Here is a 19480-nt window from a genome sequence, read left to right as displayed (position 1 = left end):
AGCAACTTGATGTTGACATGACGGCTCTGGTGCACATTTGCGCCAGTCCGCACCTGGATCTCGCGGCCTCACGCGCACTCGGCTTCCGCACGGTCTGGGTGGATCGCGGCACCGGACGCAAACCGTTGCCCGATTATCAACCAGAGTCCATTGTGCCGGCACTGGACAAAGTGCCCGCACTTTTCAGAACCTGTGGCTGGCTCTGACGCAAAGGATATGATGACATGGCACACGAACTGACCCTGAACCCGGAAGCTCCGGCCATTCTGCGCAACCGTCCCCTTGAGACCGAAGAGATCTGGCAGGCGCGGGTGGATCTAGCTGCCTGCCTGCGCATGGCAGCACGACACGGCCTTGAAGAAGGCATCTGCAATCACTTTTCAGCACTGGTGCCAGGTCACCCGGATCTGTTCATCGTCAACCGATTGGGCTGGGCCTTTCAGGAAGCAACGGCCTCCTCACTTCTGATCTGCGACTTTGATGGCCACGTGATCGCCGGTGACGGTGTGCCGGAAGCAACTGCCTTCTACATTCACGCCCGTCTGCACAAGATGGCTTCGCGCGTGGGCGCGGCCTTTCATACGCACATGCCCAATGCCACCGCCCTGTGCATGGTCGAGGGAGAACCTCTGGTGTGGGCGGGACAGACCGCTCTGAAGTTCTATGGCCGCACCGTCGTCGACACAGACTACAACGGTCTGGCGCTGGACGAGCGCGAGGGCGACCGCATCGCAGCGGTTCTTGGAGATGCGGACATCATCTTCATGCGCAATCATGGGGTCATGGTCTGCGCACCGAACATAGCCGAAGCCTGGGACGATCTCTATTATCTGGAGCGCGCGGCGGAGGTTCAGTTGAAAGCCATGGCCAGTGGACGAAAGCTCTTGCCGGTCCGCGAGGATGTCGCCCGCGAAGCCGCCTGCCAGATGCGCGAAGGCGACCCGGAAAGCGCGCGCATGCATCTGGAAAGCATTCGCCGGGTGCTGGACGAAACAAGCCCGGCCTATCGCACCTGAAACCGTCGCCTTCAAGCCCAGGAAAGTGACGCAGGGGATTTCAGCGGGGCACGCATCAGGCGCGCTCCGCTTTGTCCTGCATTGAGCGTCAAGCCTTTGCAAGACAAATGAAAACCGCTACCAACTATGGCACCTCTGCCCACCACGCCCAGCCGAAGGTGCCTCATGACCCACGACGCCGCCGCTCTCAGCCAGCATCCTGCCTTTCTCAAGGCCTGTGACACACTGACCAACAATCATGATCAGTTTGTCGAAGACATCATCACCCTGACCGAGATCCCTGCGCCCCCTTTCAAGGAGGACGTCCGGGCCGCCGCCTATGAGAAAATGTTCCAAGCGCTCAAGCTGGAGAATGTGCATCAGGATGAGATCGGCAACGTCCTTGGTCTGCGACGAGGCACAGGCAACGGCGCGCTGGTTGTCGCGGCCGCCCATCTGGACACGGTCTTTCCGGAAGGCACAGATGTAACGATACGCCGCGAAGGCACAAAACTGATGGCTCCGGGCGTCGGCGACGATACTCGCGGGCTCGCCACGCTTCTGACCTTCGTGCGGGCACTGGATGCAGCGAACATCCGCACCGAGCAGGATATTCTCTTCGTCGGCAATGTGGGCGAAGAAGGCAAGGGAGACCTGCGCGGCATCCGCCATCTCTTCACCAAGGGCGAATTCCGGGAGAAAATCGGCGCCTTCTTCACATTCGACGGCATCGAACCTGAAGATCTTACCACCGGCGCAGTGGGCTCCTACCGATATCGCATCACTTTCAAGGGCCCGGGCGGGCACAGTCTTGGTGCCTTCGGTACTGTTAACCCGGCCTATGCGCTGGGTCAGTTTCTGGTAGGCATGTCGGCCATTCAGGTGCCGGAAAATCCTCGCAGTTCCTATTGCGCCAGCGTTATGCAGGGCGGCACCTCGGTCAACGCCATTCCGGAAGCCATCTGGCTGGAAGTCGATCTGCGGTCTGAAGATCCGACCGTTCTGGAAGATCTGAACACACAGATCCATACGCTGGTGGATCAGGCGGTCGCCTTCGAGAACAACCGTGGCGATACGACAAACGGTGCAATCAGCGTGGACATGACCCGCATCGGCAACCGCCCGGCAGGCCGCACGGATGAAAAAGAAGCCATCGTTGTACAATCTCAAGCAGCTCTGACGGCTTTCGGCTTCACGCCCGTTCTGGAAGTCTCATCGACAGATGCCAACATCCCGATGTCGCTCGGCATTCCGGCGGTCAAGTTCGGCCATGGCGGCAGTGGCGGCAATGCTCACCGCCTGGACGAATGGATCGACGTCGAGCCGACTGAAAGCCTGCGCGGTCAGAAAGCCGGGCTTCTGGCACTTCTGGCCACCGCAGGCCTCAGCGACTGAATGCCCCTTCAGTCAAGCAGCAGATAAAAGAAACAGGCCGGAGAGCATCACTGCTCCCGGCCCGTTCGTGTTGTAATCTGACTGACCGAAGGCTTATTTCTTCAGCTTGGCCTGTTCCAGCGACCAGTATTCCATGTCGAAAAGGTCCGCCTCTCCGATCGGCGTGAACGCGCCGTATTCTTCCGCAGCGTTGACCGCGCGTGTCGCCTGTTCACACAGGTCGCCACCGACCTTTGCCGCTTTTTCGGCGGTGCCCAGTGCAAACATGCCCGCACCGCGCACCATAATGACGCGCGGATAGGGATCCAGCATCGTCTTGGGCTCTTCGGCCCGCGCTGCATTGCGCTCGAAGTAATCGGTGTAACGCTTCTGATAGGCCGCAAGGATAGCTGCGATATCATCCTCGCTTGCGTCTGCGTCTACCGTCATCGGCCATGGCTTGATACGAATCACGTGATCCGGCGTCACCGTGCCACGACCGGAGATCGCGTCTGCATTCGGTTTGCTGGTGTGAATGCGAATGGCTGGCGTTGACCGGTAATCCATGAAGAGCTTGCCGGAGAACGGCGACGCTTCCGTATCGAAGACCGCGCGCAGCCGGGTCTCCAGCCCCTCGGGAGCGTTCTGGTCGCTGGCCTGAACGCCGGTCAGGCGAATGCCCTTCGACGCCAGTTCATCTTCGGCCAGAGACACGAACTCGATCATCAACTCGTAGGACGTCTTCGCATCATCCGCGAAGGTGAAGAGGCCGTGATTTTCCAGCCAAAGACCATCACAGTCCGGAAACTGACGGAAGATCTTGTCACCTTCGATCGACAGATCAAAGCCCGGCATCACGTAGGGAACAAAGGCCACGCGTCCGTTGTAGAGACGCTCGACAATCGCCCGCATATCCACCTGATCCGCAAGCGCCAGAATAGCTGTGGCGTGGGTATGATCCACAAAACGGTACGGAATGAAACCGTGTAGAAGCGCTTCGACAGAAGGGTTCGGTGCGTCCTTCTCGATCAGGGCGTCGCGCAGCAGGGCAACCATTTCCGGGTCACTCAGTTTCTTGCCGTGGCGGGTTTCCAGCAGCGGCTCCAGCCGGACTGCGGGAAGGCCAGAGCGCGGCAATCGTGTCCAGATCCCAGCCGCTGCCCTTGATGTGCATCAGCTCCGTGCCGTCTTCCGCCGTCACCTTGACCGAGGTGTTGCCACCACCATGCAGCACCAGATCCGGGTTCTGCCCGATGATCCGCGAGGTATAGACGCGCAGACCCAGGTCGGCAGGCAGGCCGGTCTTTACGGCATCCGCCGCAAAAGCCTCGGCATCTTGGGTGTTCCATGCACTTTCCATATCAGCTCATCCAATCAAAGAAACGCCAGAGCCACGATATCCGCAGCTCTGGCGCAAAGGGTCAGTCCGGCTTAGAAGTCGAACTTGTCGATATTGTCCTTGGTGAAGACAGTACGCTGCGGCAGCAGCACGATGCCGTTGTTCTTGGCTTCGTAGTCGTAGCCCTGAACGGAGTTCGGCGAGACCTTGATGGTACCAACGCCCGGAATATCCAGCGTGTCGCCAACCTTCATCGGGCCGTGCTTCAGAACATGGTCTGCCACATAGACAGAGATCTTGCCCTGCTGGGTCACATCCCACAGGCCGAAACGGGCAACAGTGCCGCGCTTGACGTAAGGCCGCATGACGTTCGGCGTCGAAAAGCCGACGATGGTGACCTTGCCTGCACGGCCAAGATTTTCAGCAGCCTGAGCTGCTGCCGGCAGTGCATTGGCATCCGGTGCGATGATGGCATCCAGATCCGGATAGGTCTGCAGAATGCTTTCAGCCGTCTGCAGAGACTTCTGCGCATCGTTGTAACCATACTGGGTCGTGACGACTTCCCAGCCCGGATGCTCCTTCTGGATCTTCTCTTTTGCAGCCTTCACCCATGCGTTCTGGTCTGTCACGGTCGGGCTGGAATAGAAGAAGGCAACCTTGGCCTTGTCCTTTTTCAGTCCGTCAGAGGCCATGGACACCAGCAGGTTACCGAGCTGCGTCGGTGTGCCCTGGTTGACATAGTAGCTGCGGCACTCCGGCTTGACGTCACTGTCCCAGGTCATGACTATGGACACCACGCTTCATGGCGCGCTTCAGAGCCGGGCACAACCCATCTGGAGACACACTGGCAACGATGACTGAGTCATACCCCTGATTGACGTAGTTGTTGATGAAACGCACCTGCCCGGAAACGCTCGGCTCGGTCGGACCGTCATAGGTCACTTTGTCGCCCAGCTCTTTACCAGCCTGCATGGCACCATTGCCACCGCTGGTGAAGTATCCGACGCCGACCAGCTTCGGAATGAAGGCAATTTGCGCATCCTTGGCCTGAACCGCCGCGGTGCTCATCAAAGTACCAGCCAGCAAGCCTGCCGACATGGCCCCTACACTCATCAATTTCTTGAACATTCATTCTCCTCCACTTGAGACCGTTGCCTTGTTTCTTTTCTGTAATCTGGCAACGGCGATAAAATCGGTCAGCATCACGCTCCCATGACGCAATGCGACCGCGACAACCAGCAACCCTCCCGAAAGTGCGCTGGAAATCTGGCTCGACACACCCACAGCCTGCAAACCCTGTTGCAGATAGCCGATAACGAATGTCGCAATGAGCGTGCCGAAGATAGACCCCTGTCCGCCGTAGATGGAGGCTCCCCCAAGCACGGCGGCCGTGACGGCTGGCAGCAGCGTGGACGACCCCAGGTCAACACGGGCCGAGCCGAAATAGGCAGACAACACGAGTCCTGCGATGGCGGCGCAAACGCCCGTGATCACATAGGTCAGCGTTTGGATGCGCTGCACTGGGATCCCGGCGAACCGAGCCGCTGTTTCCGACTGGCCAACAAGAAACACGCCCCGTCCGAAGCGGGTGAAATGCAACAGCACCACGAGAACCACCGCCAGCACCAGAAACAACACCAGAGAGGCAGGCAGACCAGCGATCTCGGCATAGCCAAAGCTGGTGAAAGCATCCGGGAAGTTGCCGATACCTTCATAGCCACCGGCACCGACGAAGCCGGAAGCCACCGTAGCCGCCCCCTGATAGAGGTACAGCCCGCCCAGCGTCACGACGAGCGGCTGGATCTTTGAGAAATGGATCACGCTGGCATTCAGCAGACCACACAGGCCACCGATCACCAGTGCCGCCAACAACGACAGTGGCAACGGCAGACCGAAGAAATTGCAAACGCCGAAGACGATGGCAGCCAGACCGACAACGGAAGCGAAGGACACATCAATGCCCCCAGCGATAATCACCAGTGTCAACGGCAGGGCCACAATGCCGATCTGAATGAAGTCGGACGTGCCGTAGATCAGGCCATCGAAATTCAGGAAGCGCGGATTGAGCACGCCGAACACCAGCAACTCAAGCACCAGAAGGGCAATCAGCGCGACTTCCCAACGATAGAAAAGCTTCTTTATCATTGCGCCTTCACCACCATGTTGTCTTTTAGAGGCTCAGCCGTCGCAGTTGGCGTGCGCTCATGCACAGCATAACGACGAGCACGGATGCGACGCTCGATGAGTTGGCGCACGCGACCATCCAGCAACAGCACGATCAGCAGGATTGCCCCGGCAATGAAGTCGTTCCAGTAGGCAGGGATCTTGAGAAAGACGAGCGCACTGTCGATGGACGTAATGAAGATGACGGCGGCCACAACACCGGCCACGGACCCGACACCACCCAGCAGACTGACGCCGCCCAGAACATTGACCGCGATGGCCTTCAGCTCGATGCCATTGCCCGCCTGATTGGGGATGAAGCCGATCTTGGCGGCAAACACCAGTCCAGCCAGCGCCGCGCAGAACCCCGCACCGACGAAGGCATAGAATTGCATCCGCCGCACCGGCACACCCAGATGATGCGCCGCATCCCGGTTGTCACCAACCGCATAGAAGAAGCGTCCGAACCGGGTTTTGCGCAGTCCAAGCCAGAGGCCAACAGCCACAATCGCCACAACGATCGTCAGCATGGAAAACCCAAAGCTGAAGTTGTCTGCCAGCCCCTTCAGGTTTTGCGGCAGGTCTTCCAGCCACTGACCGCCGGTCAGCACCAGCATCAACCCGCGGAAAAGCCCCAGTGTGCCAAGTGTTGCGACAATTGACGGAATGCCGAGGAAGGCAATGAGCAGACCGTTAACCGCCCCCGCGACCACGCCGGTGAGCAGACAGAGCCCGATGGCCATCGGCAGCCCGTAGCCCGCGTTCAGCGCCAGGCCCAAAACAGCCGCACTGAGGCCCAGAACCGAGCCACTCGACACATCAATGTTGCGTGTCAGAATCACCACCATGGTGCCCAGTGACACCAGCATCAGCACCATGCTGTTGGCGACGACCAGCGACAGAGTTTCCCCGGAAAGATAGCCGGGCGCCACCGCACCGACGCCCAGATAGGCGACGATCAGGATGACAAAGAGTGTCGCAACGCGGTTGCGAGCGAACAGATCAAGCATGGGTGGCCTCCTCGGCGCCGAAGGCCAAACGCGCAATGGCGTCTACAGTAATGGTGTCAACCAACTCGCCACTGTTCTGGCCAAAGGCCATCACCTGAACGCGGTCGGCCAGTTCCTCGATCTCGTCGAAATCGGAAGAAATCAGGATCACGGCCACGCCGGTGTCTGCCAGCGAGCGGATGAGTTCATAAATGTCGTGGCGGGCGGCCACATCCACACCGCGGGTCGGCTCATCAAGAATGAGAACCCTGGGCTGGGCTGCGAGGCATTTGGCCATCAAAACCTTCTGTTGATTGCCACCGGACAGGCCGCGAGCGCTCTGAGCCGCATCCTTGCATTTGATCGCCATACTCTTGCGGAACCCGTCAAAGCTTGACCGTTCCTGTCCCGGACGCAGAAAGAACGGCAGCTTGTGAACCAGATAGGATGACGCATTCCAGAACAGCGGCGCTTCCAGAAACAGACCATTCTGCTGACGGTCTTCCGGCAGATAGACCAGCCCCTGATCAACGCAGCGACGCGGTGATGGGTGGGTCAGCGGCTTGCCTTCCAGCAGCACCTCGCCACCGCTCATGGGCCGTAGGCCAAACAGGGTTTCGGCCAACTCCGTACGTCCGGCGCCGACAACACCTGCCAGGCCCAGCACCTCACCACCCCAGACATCCAGAGTAATGTCGCGGAAGCCTTCGCCGCTCAGTCCACGGACCGACAACCTCGGCAAACCGATATGAGCCACCTTGCGCGTGCTTTGCCGTGCGCCCTTTGTATCAGCCAGTTGAACACGGCTCATGGCATCAATGATCTGAGCATCCGTGAAGGACGGCAGCGGACCCGACAATACAATCGCACCGTCGCGCAGCACGCTGATAGACCCGCAGACTTCGCGGATTTCACGCAGCTTGTGTGAAATGAAGAAAATGCCGACGCCCTGTTCCTGCAACATGCGAATGCGATCAAACAGGGCCCGCGTTTCAAAAGGCGTGAGCGCAGACGTCGGTTCATCCAGAATCAGCACCCGCGCATTACGTACAAGACCCCGCATGATCTCGACGATCTGACGCTCCGCGATTTCAAGCGTGGCGGCCTGCGCATCCAGATCCAGAGACACGGACAGGTCGACGACCAGCCGCTCAATCTCGGGCCGCAACGCCCCCGGCGACGCCTTCAACCCCAGACAGATGTTTTCCAGCACCGACTGGTTCGGCAGGATGTGCGCTTCCTGCGGCACGAGATACAAGCCAAGGGCCTGTGCCTGCGCAGGCGCTGCCTGCGTCAGCGGGCGGCCATTAATTTCGATACTGCCCGAATTGGCCGCAATGACCCCGGACATGATCTTCATGAGGGTCGATTTTCCTGCGCCATTGCCTCCCAGCAACGCATGAACTTCGCCCGGACGCAGGGAAATGGACACACCGCTCAGCACCGGAACCGGGCCGAAGGACTTCCAGATATCCGTCAGAACCGCAGCCTTTTTGGCCGCTGCCTCCTCCAACATTTCCCACCTGTTCATTTGTGTTTTGTAAACATCATATGATCACGCAACTGAAAAGTCGTCAACTGTTTCAAATGAATAAATCGAACCTGCCCTGCCCGAAAGTCGATAGAGAGTATTAAATATATGAGGATTTGTGGGCTTTTATCACATTTCACCCGAAGGCACAGCCAGCTGAACAAATGTCCGTTGACGGATCATTTGTTTATGCGTTATGCATTTGTTCAATTCAAATTCGAGTGAGAGACATGGCGGCAGACAACGGAGAATGGAGCCATCCGGATACGGACGAGGAAACCCTCACCCGGATTGCGTGGTACTATTATAACGATGGTCTGACACAAAACGAGATCGGCGAGCGCCTCAATCTCTCTCGTATCAAGGTGTCCCGCCTGCTGGAAAGCGGCAGGCGCTCGGGCATCATCCAGGTCCGCATCAACTCGCGCTATCAAGGTTGCCTGACACTGGAGCAGCAAATCAAGGATCGCTACGGCCTCCTGGAAGCCTATGTCGTGCCTGAACTTCCCGAGGAAGATCCGGCGGATCGTCTGGGCCAGGCTGCCGCGCAGTTCCTGATGCAACGCCTGAAGAAGAATGACCTGCTGGCCGTCGGCTGGGGGGTCACCGTCAGCAACACAATCCAGCGGCTGGGACATCTGGCCAACGAGCGCAACATCGGCTTGGTGAGCCTGACGGGGGGCGTGGGCACCTATGTCGACGGCATGCGCACGGCCAATTGGGGCAGCAGCGTCCATCTGGTTCCCGCCCCGCTTGTGGTGCGCGACCCGGAGGTGGCACGCAACCTGTCTTCGGAACCAGCCGTCTCCAACCTTCTCGATATGGCGTTGAATGCCTCTTACCAGCTCGTCGGTATTGGCGAACTGTCAGGCGACTCCACAGTCGTGAAGTCCGGATACGTCGGACCGGATGAAGTTGAACCACTCCGCCGGAAGGGAGCCGTCGGAGATATCCTGTGCCAGTTTTACGATGACCAAGGGCAACCCCTGTCTTTGCCCCTGCATGACCGGGTTGTCGGCGTCAAGCTGTCCGCCTTGTCTCAGGCAGAGAAGGTGATTGCCGCTGCCGCAGGCAAGGCCAAGGTGAAAGCCATTCACTCCGCCCTGCTCGGTAAATTCGTCGGCATTCTGATTACGGATGAAACAACGGCACGGGAACTGTTGAAATCGGGAGGATCACAAGATGACCAAAAGCTATCTTCTGGCGATTGATGCTGGAACGGGCAGTGGTCGCGCTGTCATCTTTGACACGCACGGCAACCAGATTGCCAGCTCGCAATCCGAGTGGTGGCACAAGAGTGACCCACGGTTCGAAGGTTCGATGGATTTTGATGTCGAGGGAAACTGGGCGCTTCTATCCACTGCCATTCGCAAGGCCATGGCCAAAGCCGACATCTCCGCGCAACAGATCGTCTCGGTCAGCGCCACCAGCATGCGCGAGGCTTTTGTCGCCTATGATCGCCAGGGCCGCGAAATCTGGGCCTGTGCCAATGTCGACAGCCGCGCCATTCAGGAAGTGCGCGATCTGAAGTCCACCTTCCCAACGCTGGAAGCAGAGTTGTACCATAAGAGTGGCCAGACGTTTGCTCTGGGCGCCCTGCCGCGCCTGCTCTGGATCCAGAAACATCAGCCAGACATTTATGAGCGTATCGACCGCATCTGCATGTTGTCGGACTGGGTTCTGGCGCGTCTGTCGGGTGAAATCGCCAGCGATCCCTCCAACGCAGGTACCACCGGCCTTCTGGATCTGGTGACCCGCGACTGGATACCGGGCGCCATGACGAAAGCGGGCATGCGCTCCGACATCTTCCCAAGGTGCGCGGAGCTAGGCACCATCATCGGACGGGTGACGGCAAAAGCGGCAGAGGAAACCGGCCTGAGCGCTGGTACGCCCGTTGTCACCGGCGGCGGTGACTGCCAGATCGGCACGGCGGCGCTCGGACTGGTCAACGAGGGCGACTGCGCCATTCTGGGCGGCACCTTCTGGCAGCAGGTGGTGAATGTCGGCCCAAAGATCAGCGATCCGACGATGGACCTGCGCATCAATCCGCATGTCATCAACGGTCTGAACCAGGTGGAAGCCATCAGTTTCTTTGTCGGGCTGGTCATGCGCTGGTTCCGCGACAGCTTCGGTGCGCAGGAAATTGCCGCCGCTGGCACCTCCGGCGATGCCTACAGCCTGCTGGAGCAGGACGCAGCCCGCATTCCCCCTGGCGCCTATGGCATCATCCCCGTGTTCTCGGACGTCATGCACTATGGCAACTGGTATCATGCTGCGCCTTCGCTTCTGAACCTCTCGGTTGATCCCGAGAAGTCGGGCAAGGCCGCCATCTTCCGCGCACTTCAGGAAAACGCATGCATCGTCGCAGCACGCAATCTGAAGACAATCTTCTCACTGGCAGGCACGACTCCAGACCGTATCGTCTTTGCCGCAGGTGCAGCAAAATCTGATCACTGGGCGCAAATCCTGTCCAGTGCGACCGGTCTTCCCGTCGTCACACCGGTGGTCAAGGAGGCCACCGCCCTTGGCTGCGCCGGGGCGGCTGCGATTGGCGCGGGTCATTATTCCAGCTTCGCCCAGGCCGCAGACGACTGGGTGCGCTGGGACAAGCACTTCGAGCCGAACAGCGAACACAAGGAAATCTATGACAACGCCGGAGAGCGATGGGCCAAGGCCTATGCCTTGCAAAAGCAACTGGTTGACGAGGGTGTCACCACCGCGATGTGGGCTGCTCCCGGCCTTTAAGGCTTCAACCGACAACACTTTGATTTAGACAGGAACGCAAAATGCTCATTCAGATGGTCAATATTCAGGTCAAACCGGGCCACGTCGACACTTTCCTCAAAGCCTTCCGGATCAACTACGAAGGCACACGCATGGAGCTAAGGCAACCTGCGTTTCGATGTACTGCGTGACCCGGCGGATGAGAACAAGTTCATGGTCTACGAGGTGTTTCGCTCAGATGAAGCATTGGATGATCATCGCAAGACAGAGCATTACCGCAAATGTGTCGAAATGATCGACCCCATTCTGGCAGGCCCGCGCACCAAGGACTTCTATAACGCCGAGATGGCAGACTATCTGCCAGTGCTGACCCCCTGTACGGGCGGCTACGCGCCAGCGTCGCGGAGTTTACAGACACCCGCGCCTTTCACTGTGAAGGCGCAACTTGACCGGGGCTGACGGCAACGTCGGACCCGGTTTTTTATTGAGTCTTGTATTTTTCATGATGATCATCATATAACGAAAACATAGAACATCGGATCGGGTACATCATGAAGGTCAGCAAGGCTCAGGCAGAGGAAAACCGCCAGGAAATCGTGCGCAGCGCCAGCGCTTTGTTCCGGGAGCGCGGCTTTGATGGCGTCAGTGTATCGGACTTGATGAAGGCTGCCGGCATGACACATGGCGGCTTCTATGGTCACTTCAAGTCGAAAGACGACCTGATGGCCAAGGCGGCAGGTGCCTCACTGTCCGACAATCATTCCATCTGGACCTGTATCGAGGAGGGGAACCCGGCCTCTGTGCAGGCCTTCATCGACCGCTATCTCTCTACCCGCCATCGTGACAATCCGGCCAATGGCTGCGCATTGCCGACCCTTGGAATGGACGTCGCCCGCAAGTCCGGAACCGTGCGCCAGAGCATGGAAAGCGGCTTCCGCAGGCTGGTGAAGAAGCTGGGCAGTGCCATGACCTCAACCGCAGAAGACAAGCGCCGGGATGAGGCCATCGTGCTGATGTCCCAGCTTGTCGGCGCCATGCTGCTGTCGCGGACAGTGGAAGATGCGACGCTGTCCGAAGAAATTCTCGAAACCTCCCGCAAGGCGCTGAAAGACCGCTTTCCCGGTTGATGCCCTCGTTTTCAACATCCTGGGCCCGACCTGCATCGGGCCATGACCTTAATCATGATAATCATAATGATTAAGGTCTGCGATTTCGGATATTACACCCAATGAGCCAGACGCTTACCGACGACATTCCCGGCACGGCAGAAGTCGCCACGCCACGCCGCAGCCGCAAGGCCGTGTTTTTCCGCCTGCTTGGACTGGGCCTCGTGATAGCGGCCGCCTTTTACGGCTATCGCTGGTGGACAGTGGATCGCTTTCTGATAACGACCGACGACGCCTATGTTGGCGGAAACGTCACCACGTTGTCCCCGCAGATTGCCGGGCGGATTGCAAAGATCTTCGTTCATGACAATCAGAAGGTGAAGGCGGGCGCGCCCCTGATCCAGATCGACAGCGCGCCCTTCGTGGCAGCAGTCAACCGAGCCAAGGCAGAGTTGCAGAAGGCACAATCCAACCTGGCGACATTGCAGGCGCAATACACCGTGCAGCAATCCACGATCCAGAGCGCACAGGCAGATCTGGTGTCGCGGCAAGCCAGTGCCCGCTTCACGCAGGAAGAAGCCGATCGTTACCGCAGCCTTGCCTCCACCTCGGCCGCTTCAAGGCAGAGCGCCCAACGCGCAGAGGCCGACAACGCACAAGCACAGGCCGCCATTCAGGCGGCGCAAGCAGGCCTTACCTCTCAAAAACAGCAGGTTTCGGTACTCGACAGTGAAATCAAGGGGGCAAAGGCAGCGATCACGTCTGCCGAGTCCGATCTGCATATCGCCCAACTGAACCTTGGCTACACCACCATCAGCACTCCGCTGGACGGCATCGTCGGGCACCGTTCAGCTCAGATCGGCGCCTATGTACAACCTGGCGTTTACCTGCTGTCGGTTGTCCCGGACCATACGCTTTGGATCGACGCCAATTTCAAGGAAGATCAACTCGCCGACATCCACGTAGGTGATCCTGTCTCTCTCAGTGTCGATGCCATGCCGGGCACGCATCTCAGCGGCCACGTCGCAAGTTTTGCTCCGGCAACCGGATCGGTGTTCAGCATCATTCCGACGGAGAACGCCACGGGCAACTTCACCAAGATCGTTCAGCGCGTACCGGTCCGCATTGTCGTCGACCAGCCACAGCTTCTGCGTCCCGGTCTGTCCACGACGGTCACGGTGGACACACGGCGCGATGGGGACAGCACCCAATGAACACATCGACCGACACACAGGATGGAAGCAACTGGCTGCGCTCCATCGTTCCTTTCATGATCATGTGTATCGGCATGTTCATTGCTCTTCTGGACATTCAGATCGTGGCCTCTTCCCTGCAAGACATCGGCGGCGGACTTTCCGCCGCACAGGACCAGATCAGTTGGGTTCAGACGGCCTATCTCATCGCCGAGATCATCATGATCCCGTTGTCGGGATGGTTGACACAATTGATGTCGACACGCTGGCTGTTCACGGCGTCTGCGGCCGGCTTCACCATCGCCAGTGCGCTGTGCGGGCTCTCCTGGAACATCGAGAGCATGATTGTCTTTCGCGCCCTGCAAGGCATGCTCGGCGCGTCCATGATCCCGATCGTCTTCACCTCGTCCTTCCATTACTTTCAGGGGCAGCGCCGGGTCTATGCCGCCGCCGTGATCGGCACCATTGCATCCACTGCGCCCGCGCTCGGGCCCGTCATCGGCGGCTGGATCACCGATACGCTCAACTGGCACTGGTTGTTTTACGTCAATGTGGTGCCGGGCACGCTGATTGCCATTACCATTCCCTTTATTGTCAAGATCGATCAGCCAAACCCCAAGCTACTGGCAAAAGCTGATTATGCCGGCATCATCCTGATGGCGATCTTTCTGGGCTCTTTGGAATATGTGCTGGAGGAAGGTTCCCGCTGGAACTGGTTTGACGACAAGACCATCCGGATGACGACCTTGATCTCGGCTATTTCAGGGCTGCTGTTCGTCATCCGCAGTCTGACAGCGGCAAACCCGGTGGCAGATCTGCGAGCCTTTACCAATCGCAACTTTACCATTGGCTGCATCCTGTCCTTCATCACCGGCATTGGCGTGTTCGCAACCATCTACCTGACCCCGCTGTTTCTGGGGTATGTGCGGGGATTTGATGCCTGGCAAACGGGCACGGCCATCTTCGCCACAGGCGCAGGCTCGCTCATTGGCGTGCCGCTTTATGTGATGCTGGCCAAGAAAGTCGATCTGCGGTGGCTGATGGGCATCGGACTTGCCGCCTTCGGCATGTCGATGTGGGGCTTCAGCGGCATCACATCGCAATGGGGAGGCAGCGAGTTATTTGCGCCGTTGTTCCTGCGTGGCCTGCCACAGGTGTTTGCCGTTGCACCCAGTGTCACACTGGGACTGGGCAGCTTGCCACCGGAGCGCCTGAAATACGCCAGTGGCCTCTTCAACATGATGCGAAATCTGGGAGGTGCCGTTGGCATTGCCATGTGTGGGGCTATTCTCAACAACCGCACCAACTTTCACTTCCATTCGATCGCAGCTCACCTGACCTCAAGCAACGAGCCGATGATGTCATTTCTGCAGGGCACCGCCGAGCGCTACCAGAGCTTCGGAGCGGATACAGACACCGCTCAGATCAGTGCCCTGAAACAGCTCTTTCATATTGCCTATCGCGAAGCCTCGACGATGGCCTATGCGGATGCTTTCATCGTCATCATGCTGGCTTTCGTGGTGGCCACGATGCTGGTGCCATTCCTGCGCAATGTCACCCCTCCCAAGACGCCACCATCCTCGCACTGAGGGGGAGGCCGATCTGCCCGTAGAAAAACAAAGCTGCCTGCGCAGAACGACAGGCAGCTTTCAGAACTCCGGGATCAATCGCATAACCCGTTCAGGTGGCTCCCTCCTCAGGACACCATTGCCTGCGACGACGGGGATGCAACGGAGCGGCGCCGCGCATCCAGGCTGAATGCACCAGCTCCGAAGTGAACGATCTGCAACATGCCTCCGATGATCATGATATTTTTCAGGAAGTGAATCATCTGGTTCTGATCCGCAAAATTGGTATGAAAATAAAGTGCGGCTGCCAGCGTGAAAACGGCCATGACTGAGGCCACGATGCGCACCTGGAAGCCGAGAACCAACAGCGCACCGCCTCCCAGCTCGACCAGCACTGCGACCACGAAGGCCAGCGGTGGCACGGGCATGCCCACGGCCGTGATCATTGCCACGGTGCCCTTATAGGCAAAGAGCTTACCGAGACCGCTCATCATGAAAGGAAGGCCGATCAGCAGACGGCCGATGAAAGGAAAATAGGAAGTGGACTGCACCTTGTAGCTCCGGCATTCAAGACGTTGAAACGTGTCTGCAAGGAGCCGGAAAACAGCGACGAGAACGGTCGTCTGGACGGGCAATCGCTTATCACTTCACTGCCTCCGGCCGCCTTGCGGGCAACCTTCACTGCCCTGACACCGCTGAATATGCGGAGCTTTTCCGGATGTGATAATCCGCCTGTGATGCAACACGCTGTTTCGTTGATAGAACGATTTTTCGCTATGTCGTCTCAATTATCAACGTCTGAACCAGAAATTCCACCAGTGCCCGCACACTTGGCAGCATTCCCCGACGCGACGGATAAATCACATGCACAATGCCCTGACTGCCGGACCAGCCGGGCAACACGCGCACCAGACTGCCATCGGCAAACCCCGGATCGCACAGCATCTCAGGCAACAGGGCAATGCCGGCCCCGGCCTTGGCCGCACTCAACAGCAAATCAAAGCTGCCGCTCGCCAGTCTCGGCGCAAAGCGCAAGGTTTCCATGCGCCCGTCGCCATTCATCAGCTTCCAGCTGGCATTCAGCGCCTGCTCCTCGTGACACAGCAGCGACAGATCAGACAGGTCCGCTGGAGAGGCAATCGACGGCACAGAGGTCAGGTACTCTGGACTGGCTGCCAGATAGCGCGAAGCCGTACCGATACGACGGACCAGAAAATCGCTGTCCGTATCCAGCTTGTCGCGCACACGGATGGCAACGTCGATGCCTTCGTTGATCAGATCCATCCGTCGGTTGGACACGACAAAAAGCACCCGCAGGCCTGGATGCAGCTTCAGAAATTCCGGTAAATGGCGGACAAACAGGATTTCCATGCCACTGGGACAACTAACCCGCACCAGACCCCGCGGCTCTGCCTGCAAACTGTTGGCTACGTCCTCGACTGCTTCGGCTTCCTGCACCACCGATCTGGCCCGCTCGTAGACCATCTGCCCGGCTTCCGTCAGCGCCATCTGCCGCGTACTGCGTTCCAGAAGACGCACGCCCAAATGCTCTTCCAGCAATGTCACCCGACGGCTCAACCGCGATTTCGGCACGTTGAGCGCACGTGCAGCGGCGGAAAACCCGTTATGCTCCACCACGGCGGTCAGAAACTTCAGATCATTATAGTCAAGCATGCTGCGCGATCTCGCTCACAAAAAGGGCGGCCCCGTCGGGACCGCCCTCTATATAGGCTGTCTTGCGAAAAGATCAGGCCACCGCGAAGGGGGTCAGGAGGGTTTTGAGCTCCATTACTTCTTCCAGACCGTAGATGCCGCCCTCGCGGCCATTGCCGGACTGCTTGTAGCCGCCGAAAGGACTTCCCGACGACATCGACTTGCCGTTGACGTGCACCATGCCAGCACGCAAACGCGATGCCACCCGCGCGGCGCGGTCTGCATTTCCCGTCTGGATATAGGCTGACAGGCCGTAGGGCGTGTCATTGGCCATACGGATCGCCTCTTCTTCCGTATCAAAGGGAATGATGGCCAGAACCGGACCAAAGATTTCCTGCTGGGCGATGGCCATATCGTTGGTCACATCGGCAAACACCGTCGGCTTGACGAAATAGCCGAAGGTGAACCCATCTGGCCGTCCCGTCCCACCGACCACCAGTCGCGCGCCCTCGTCGATGCCGGTCTGGATCAACGTCTGCACGCGGCCAAACTGCACATCAGAGACCAGCGGACCAATGTGGTCGCCTTCAACATCCGGTTGGCCGACGGCAACCTTGCGGGCTGCATCCGCCACCAGATCGACAACCTTGTCGTAAACCGAGCGTTCGACCAACAGACGGGTCGGCGAATTGCACGACTGGCCGGAGTTTTCGAAACACTCCGTGACGCTCCACGCCACCCGGTCTTCCAGATCGGCATCAGCGAACAGCAGGTTGGGCGATTTTCCACCCAGTTCAAGCGTCACACGCTTCACCGTATCTGCTGCATCCTTGGTCACCGCAATTCCGGCGCGCGTAGAGCCGGTGAAGGACATCATGTCGACGCCGTCATGTTGTGACAGCGCAGCCCCTGCCGTCACCCCGTCGCCATTGACCAGATTGAACACGCCCGCCGGAAAGCCAGCCTCATGAATCATCTCGGCATACAGCAGAGCGTTCAAGGGCGTAAACTCGCTCGGCTTCAAAACGCAGGTCGACCCGGTGGCAAGCGCCGGGATCACCTTCAACGCGATCTGGTTGATCGGCCAGTTCCACGGCGTGATCAGCCCGAGAACGCCCATCGGTTCGCGCAGCACGGTGTCGCCATTCGGCAACACGTCGCGGGTGTCGAGACGCTTCAGCGCAGCGATGAACCCCTTGAGATGACTGAGACCGACAGCAGCCTGTGCATGGAACGCCAGGGTTTTGGGTGCCCCGAGCTCCAGCGTGATCAGCTCCGCCATTTCGGCCTGACGGCGCTCGTAAATTTCAAGGAATTTTTCCAGCAGCCCCAACCGCTCTTCCTTGCTGGTCTGGCTATAACTTTCAAACGCATCGCGGGCGGCCCTGACGGCCCGGTCAATATCCTGCGCGCTGCCCATCGAAATCACGGCGACCGGTTTTTCCGTCGCCGGATTGATCACATCCAGACTTTTCGGCTCAAGGGGATCAACCCACGCACCATTGATATAGAACTTACGTTTGTCCAGCATGGATGACCCCTGTGAGATCGGGCCGCCCTTTTGAGGCAGCCCGGCTGATTGGAATGAAGGGCGCAGAACATCACCGGCGCCTCTTGCTGGCAACCCGGTCAACAGGACGCACCTTCGGATCGGAATGCTTTATCTAGGAGTGCCCTCCCCGTGAGCGCAAGGGGCATGCGATATGTGGCTCATATTCATGGGTCGTGTCACGCAACGGCAGGTCATATGTCCATACGGGAAATCTATCGAATTGTGACAGCGGCATATACACAAGGCAAAACAGCATCGTATAGTGAGCGCTAAAACAAAGCTCGGACGAGGGACGTCACGGGCTTCATGTGTGAACGCCCGATCGCGTTGGCACAGATCACTAAGGCCAGAAGGACGCACGTATGACCCGTAATCTCTCCCTCAGCAAATTGGCTTTATGCGGCGCCACCGCGCTTGCTCTCCTGTCGACGGCTCCCGCTTTCGCCGATGAAGCCGTAGCGCAGAACGATCTGCTCAACGCAACGCTGTGGATGCAGACCTCGGCGGAATACAAAGCCAACACCACAGCTATTTATGCTCTGGCGAAAATCCGCCTTGAGGAAGCCTTGAAGGACAAGAGCTGGACCGCCCTGCCCGACATGCAGGCCAAGAATTTTGGCGATCAGCCGCCTGCGATCATTCTGGATTGCGACGAGACGGTGCTCGACAACGGCACCTATCAGGCGCACCTCGTCAAGACAAACAAGAGCTACTCCTCCAAGGAATGGCTCGCATATGTGAAGTCTGAAGATTCTGCTGCTGTCCCCGGCGCAGTTGCCTTCACCAAATACGCTGCGTCCAAGGGGGTGAAGGTGTTCTTCATCACCAATCGCTCGGCGGATGGCGAAAAAGCCACTTACGAAAACATGAAGAAGCTCGGCTTCCCGATGGGCGACAGCATGGACACGCTGATGACCAAGGGCGAGATGAAGGACTGGGGCTCTGCCAAGGGCAGCCGCGACGCTTATGTCGCCAAGGACCACCGGGTTCTTTTGATGCTGGGCGACAATCTGGGCGACTTCACCGATGCCTACAAGGGCACGCCCGCCGACCGGGTCGCCGTCTTCAAAAAGAACGCAGCACATTGGGGCAAGGACTGGCTGATGCTGCCTAATCCTGAATATGGTTCGTTTGAAAGCGCTCCCTTCAAAGGCAACTATAAATTGTCCTCCGACAAGCGCCGCCAGATGAAGATCGACGCGCTGAATGGCTGGACAGCGAAATAAATCCGTTTCCCTTGAAACGACAGGATCTTCGGACGGGGATGCAGCCGCATTCCCGTCCGATCTGCCT

16 protein-coding genes and 3 pseudogenes are annotated in these 19480 nt (G+C 58.6%); 11 read left to right on the top strand and 8 right to left on the bottom strand.

The window, feature by feature from the left end:
- The 3 genes and pseudogenes from AC0L7U_RS20715 to AC0L7U_RS20705 all read left to right on the top strand — a co-directional run.
- Positions 1–206, top strand: a pseudogene (locus AC0L7U_RS20715) (haloacid dehalogenase type II); the annotation flags it as partial.
- 18 nt (positions 207–224) lie between these two features.
- Complete coding sequence (locus AC0L7U_RS20710) at positions 225–1016, top strand: aldolase (protein ID WP_473696495.1); 792 nt, start codon at positions 225–227, stop codon at positions 1014–1016.
- A gap of 165 nt (positions 1017–1181) precedes the next feature.
- The gene (locus AC0L7U_RS20705; protein ID WP_473696493.1) at positions 1182–2390 is read left to right on the top strand and encodes a M20/M25/M40 family metallo-hydrolase; all 1209 of its coding nucleotides are present in this window, start codon (positions 1182–1184) and stop codon (positions 2388–2390) included.
- Positions 2391–2483: 93 nt separating this feature from the next.
- Here AC0L7U_RS20705 and AC0L7U_RS20700 read toward each other — a convergent pair.
- The 5 genes and pseudogenes from AC0L7U_RS20700 to lsrA form a co-directional block, all read right to left on the bottom strand.
- Positions 2484–3729: pseudogene (locus tag AC0L7U_RS20700) on the bottom strand (class II aldolase/adducin family protein).
- Positions 3730–3800: 71 nt separating this feature from the next.
- A pseudogene (gene lsrB / locus AC0L7U_RS20695) lies at positions 3801–4776 on the bottom strand (autoinducer 2 ABC transporter substrate-binding protein LsrB).
- 60 nt (positions 4777–4836) lie between these two features.
- Complete coding sequence (locus AC0L7U_RS20690; protein WP_473696537.1) at positions 4837–5850, bottom strand: ABC transporter permease subunit; 1014 nt, start codon at positions 5848–5850, stop codon at positions 4837–4839.
- A complete protein-coding gene (locus tag AC0L7U_RS20685) occupies positions 5850–6881 on the bottom strand; it encodes an ABC transporter permease subunit (RefSeq protein ID WP_473696491.1) in 1032 nt (343 codons plus the stop codon). Before AC0L7U_RS20685 ends, AC0L7U_RS20690 begins: the two co-directional genes overlap by 1 nt.
- Positions 6874–8376: an autoinducer 2 ABC transporter ATP-binding protein LsrA gene (gene lsrA, locus AC0L7U_RS20680; protein WP_473696489.1), complete on the bottom strand. Its 1503-nt coding sequence runs from the start codon at positions 8374–8376 to the stop codon at positions 6874–6876. Before lsrA ends, AC0L7U_RS20685 begins: the two co-directional genes overlap by 8 nt.
- A 245-nt stretch (positions 8377–8621) precedes the next feature.
- Here lsrA and AC0L7U_RS20675 point away from each other — a divergent pair, with 245 nt between their 5' ends.
- From AC0L7U_RS20675 to AC0L7U_RS20645, 7 genes are all read left to right on the top strand, one after another.
- A complete protein-coding gene (locus tag AC0L7U_RS20675) occupies positions 8622–9602 on the top strand; it encodes a sugar-binding transcriptional regulator (protein WP_473696487.1) in 981 nt (326 codons plus the stop codon).
- A complete protein-coding gene (gene lsrK, locus AC0L7U_RS20670) occupies positions 9574–11136 on the top strand; it encodes an autoinducer-2 kinase (protein WP_473696485.1) in 1563 nt (520 codons plus the stop codon). The genes AC0L7U_RS20675 and lsrK overlap by 29 nt, the downstream gene beginning before the upstream one ends.
- A 41-nt stretch (positions 11137–11177) precedes the next feature.
- Positions 11178–11306 carry a hypothetical protein gene (locus AC0L7U_RS20665; protein ID WP_473696483.1) on the top strand — a complete coding sequence of 43 codons (129 nt, stop codon included), beginning with the start codon at positions 11178–11180 and terminating at the stop codon, positions 11304–11306.
- Positions 11307–11328: 22 nt separating this feature from the next.
- Positions 11329–11574: an antibiotic biosynthesis monooxygenase gene (locus AC0L7U_RS20660; RefSeq protein WP_473696481.1), complete on the top strand. Its 246-nt coding sequence runs from the start codon at positions 11329–11331 to the stop codon at positions 11572–11574.
- A 92-nt stretch (positions 11575–11666) separates the two neighbouring features.
- Positions 11667–12242 (top strand): TetR/AcrR family transcriptional regulator, encoded by a 576-nt coding sequence (locus AC0L7U_RS20655; protein WP_473696479.1) that lies wholly within the window; start codon positions 11667–11669, stop codon positions 12240–12242.
- 101 nt (positions 12243–12343) lie between these two features.
- Positions 12344–13435 (top strand): HlyD family secretion protein, encoded by a 1092-nt coding sequence (locus AC0L7U_RS20650; protein WP_473696477.1) that lies wholly within the window; start codon positions 12344–12346, stop codon positions 13433–13435.
- Positions 13432–15003: a DHA2 family efflux MFS transporter permease subunit gene (locus AC0L7U_RS20645; protein WP_473696475.1), complete on the top strand. Its 1572-nt coding sequence runs from the start codon at positions 13432–13434 to the stop codon at positions 15001–15003. Before AC0L7U_RS20650 ends, AC0L7U_RS20645 begins: the two co-directional genes overlap by 4 nt.
- A gap of 107 nt (positions 15004–15110) precedes the next feature.
- Here AC0L7U_RS20645 and AC0L7U_RS20640 read toward each other — a convergent pair whose 3' ends face one another.
- The 3 genes from AC0L7U_RS20640 to AC0L7U_RS20630 form a co-directional block, all read right to left on the bottom strand.
- Positions 15111–15533 carry a DoxX family protein gene (locus AC0L7U_RS20640; RefSeq protein WP_473696473.1) on the bottom strand — a complete coding sequence of 141 codons (423 nt, stop codon included), beginning with the start codon at positions 15531–15533 and terminating at the stop codon, positions 15111–15113.
- 223 nt (positions 15534–15756) lie between these two features.
- Entirely contained in the window at positions 15757–16656 is a 900-nt protein-coding gene (locus tag AC0L7U_RS20635) for a LysR substrate-binding domain-containing protein (protein WP_473696471.1), read from the bottom strand.
- 73 nt (positions 16657–16729) lie between these two features.
- Positions 16730–18166: an aldehyde dehydrogenase family protein gene (locus AC0L7U_RS20630; protein WP_473696469.1), complete on the bottom strand. Its 1437-nt coding sequence runs from the start codon at positions 18164–18166 to the stop codon at positions 16730–16732.
- Between the two features lie 383 nt (positions 18167–18549).
- Here AC0L7U_RS20630 and AC0L7U_RS20625 point away from each other — a divergent pair, with 383 nt between their 5' ends.
- Positions 18550–19413, top strand: a complete 864-nt coding sequence (locus AC0L7U_RS20625) for a 5'-nucleotidase, lipoprotein e(P4) family (RefSeq protein WP_473696467.1) — start codon at positions 18550–18552, stop codon at positions 19411–19413.
- The last annotated feature ends 67 nt before the right edge of the window (positions 19414–19480 follow it).

Source organism: Roseibium sp. 10G30-5, from assembly GCF_055809635.1.
The sequence above is the reverse complement of the archived record's forward strand: the minus strand, read 5'-3'. Positions and strand labels throughout refer to the sequence as shown.

Coding starts and splice junctions, on each gene's coding strand:
- AC0L7U_RS20685 (WP_473696491.1), bottom strand. CDS start 6,881: ATGCTTGATCTGTTCGCTCGCAACCGCGTTGCGACACTCTTTGTCATC.
- lsrA (WP_473696489.1), bottom strand. CDS start 8,376: ATGTTGGAGGAGGCAGCGGCCAAAAAGGCTGCGGTTCTGACGGATATC.
- AC0L7U_RS20625 (WP_473696467.1), top strand. CDS start 18,550: ATGACCCGTAATCTCTCCCTCAGCAAATTGGCTTTATGCGGCGCCACC.
- AC0L7U_RS20650 (WP_473696477.1), top strand. CDS start 12,344: ATGAGCCAGACGCTTACCGACGACATTCCCGGCACGGCAGAAGTCGCC.
- AC0L7U_RS20635 (WP_473696471.1), bottom strand. CDS start 16,656: ATGCTTGACTATAATGATCTGAAGTTTCTGACCGCCGTGGTGGAGCAT.
- AC0L7U_RS20675 (WP_473696487.1), top strand. CDS start 8,622: ATGGCGGCAGACAACGGAGAATGGAGCCATCCGGATACGGACGAGGAA.
- AC0L7U_RS20660 (WP_473696481.1), top strand. CDS start 11,329: ATGGTCTACGAGGTGTTTCGCTCAGATGAAGCATTGGATGATCATCGC.
- AC0L7U_RS20630 (WP_473696469.1), bottom strand. CDS start 18,166: ATGCTGGACAAACGTAAGTTCTATATCAATGGTGCGTGGGTTGATCCC.
- lsrK (WP_473696485.1), top strand. CDS start 9,574: ATGACCAAAAGCTATCTTCTGGCGATTGATGCTGGAACGGGCAGTGGT.
- AC0L7U_RS20665 (WP_473696483.1), top strand. CDS start 11,178: ATGCTCATTCAGATGGTCAATATTCAGGTCAAACCGGGCCACGTCGAC.
- AC0L7U_RS20655 (WP_473696479.1), top strand. CDS start 11,667: ATGAAGGTCAGCAAGGCTCAGGCAGAGGAAAACCGCCAGGAAATCGTG.
- AC0L7U_RS20710 (WP_473696495.1), top strand. CDS start 225: ATGGCACACGAACTGACCCTGAACCCGGAAGCTCCGGCCATTCTGCGC.
- AC0L7U_RS20645 (WP_473696475.1), top strand. CDS start 13,432: ATGAACACATCGACCGACACACAGGATGGAAGCAACTGGCTGCGCTCC.
- AC0L7U_RS20705 (WP_473696493.1), top strand. CDS start 1,182: ATGACCCACGACGCCGCCGCTCTCAGCCAGCATCCTGCCTTTCTCAAG.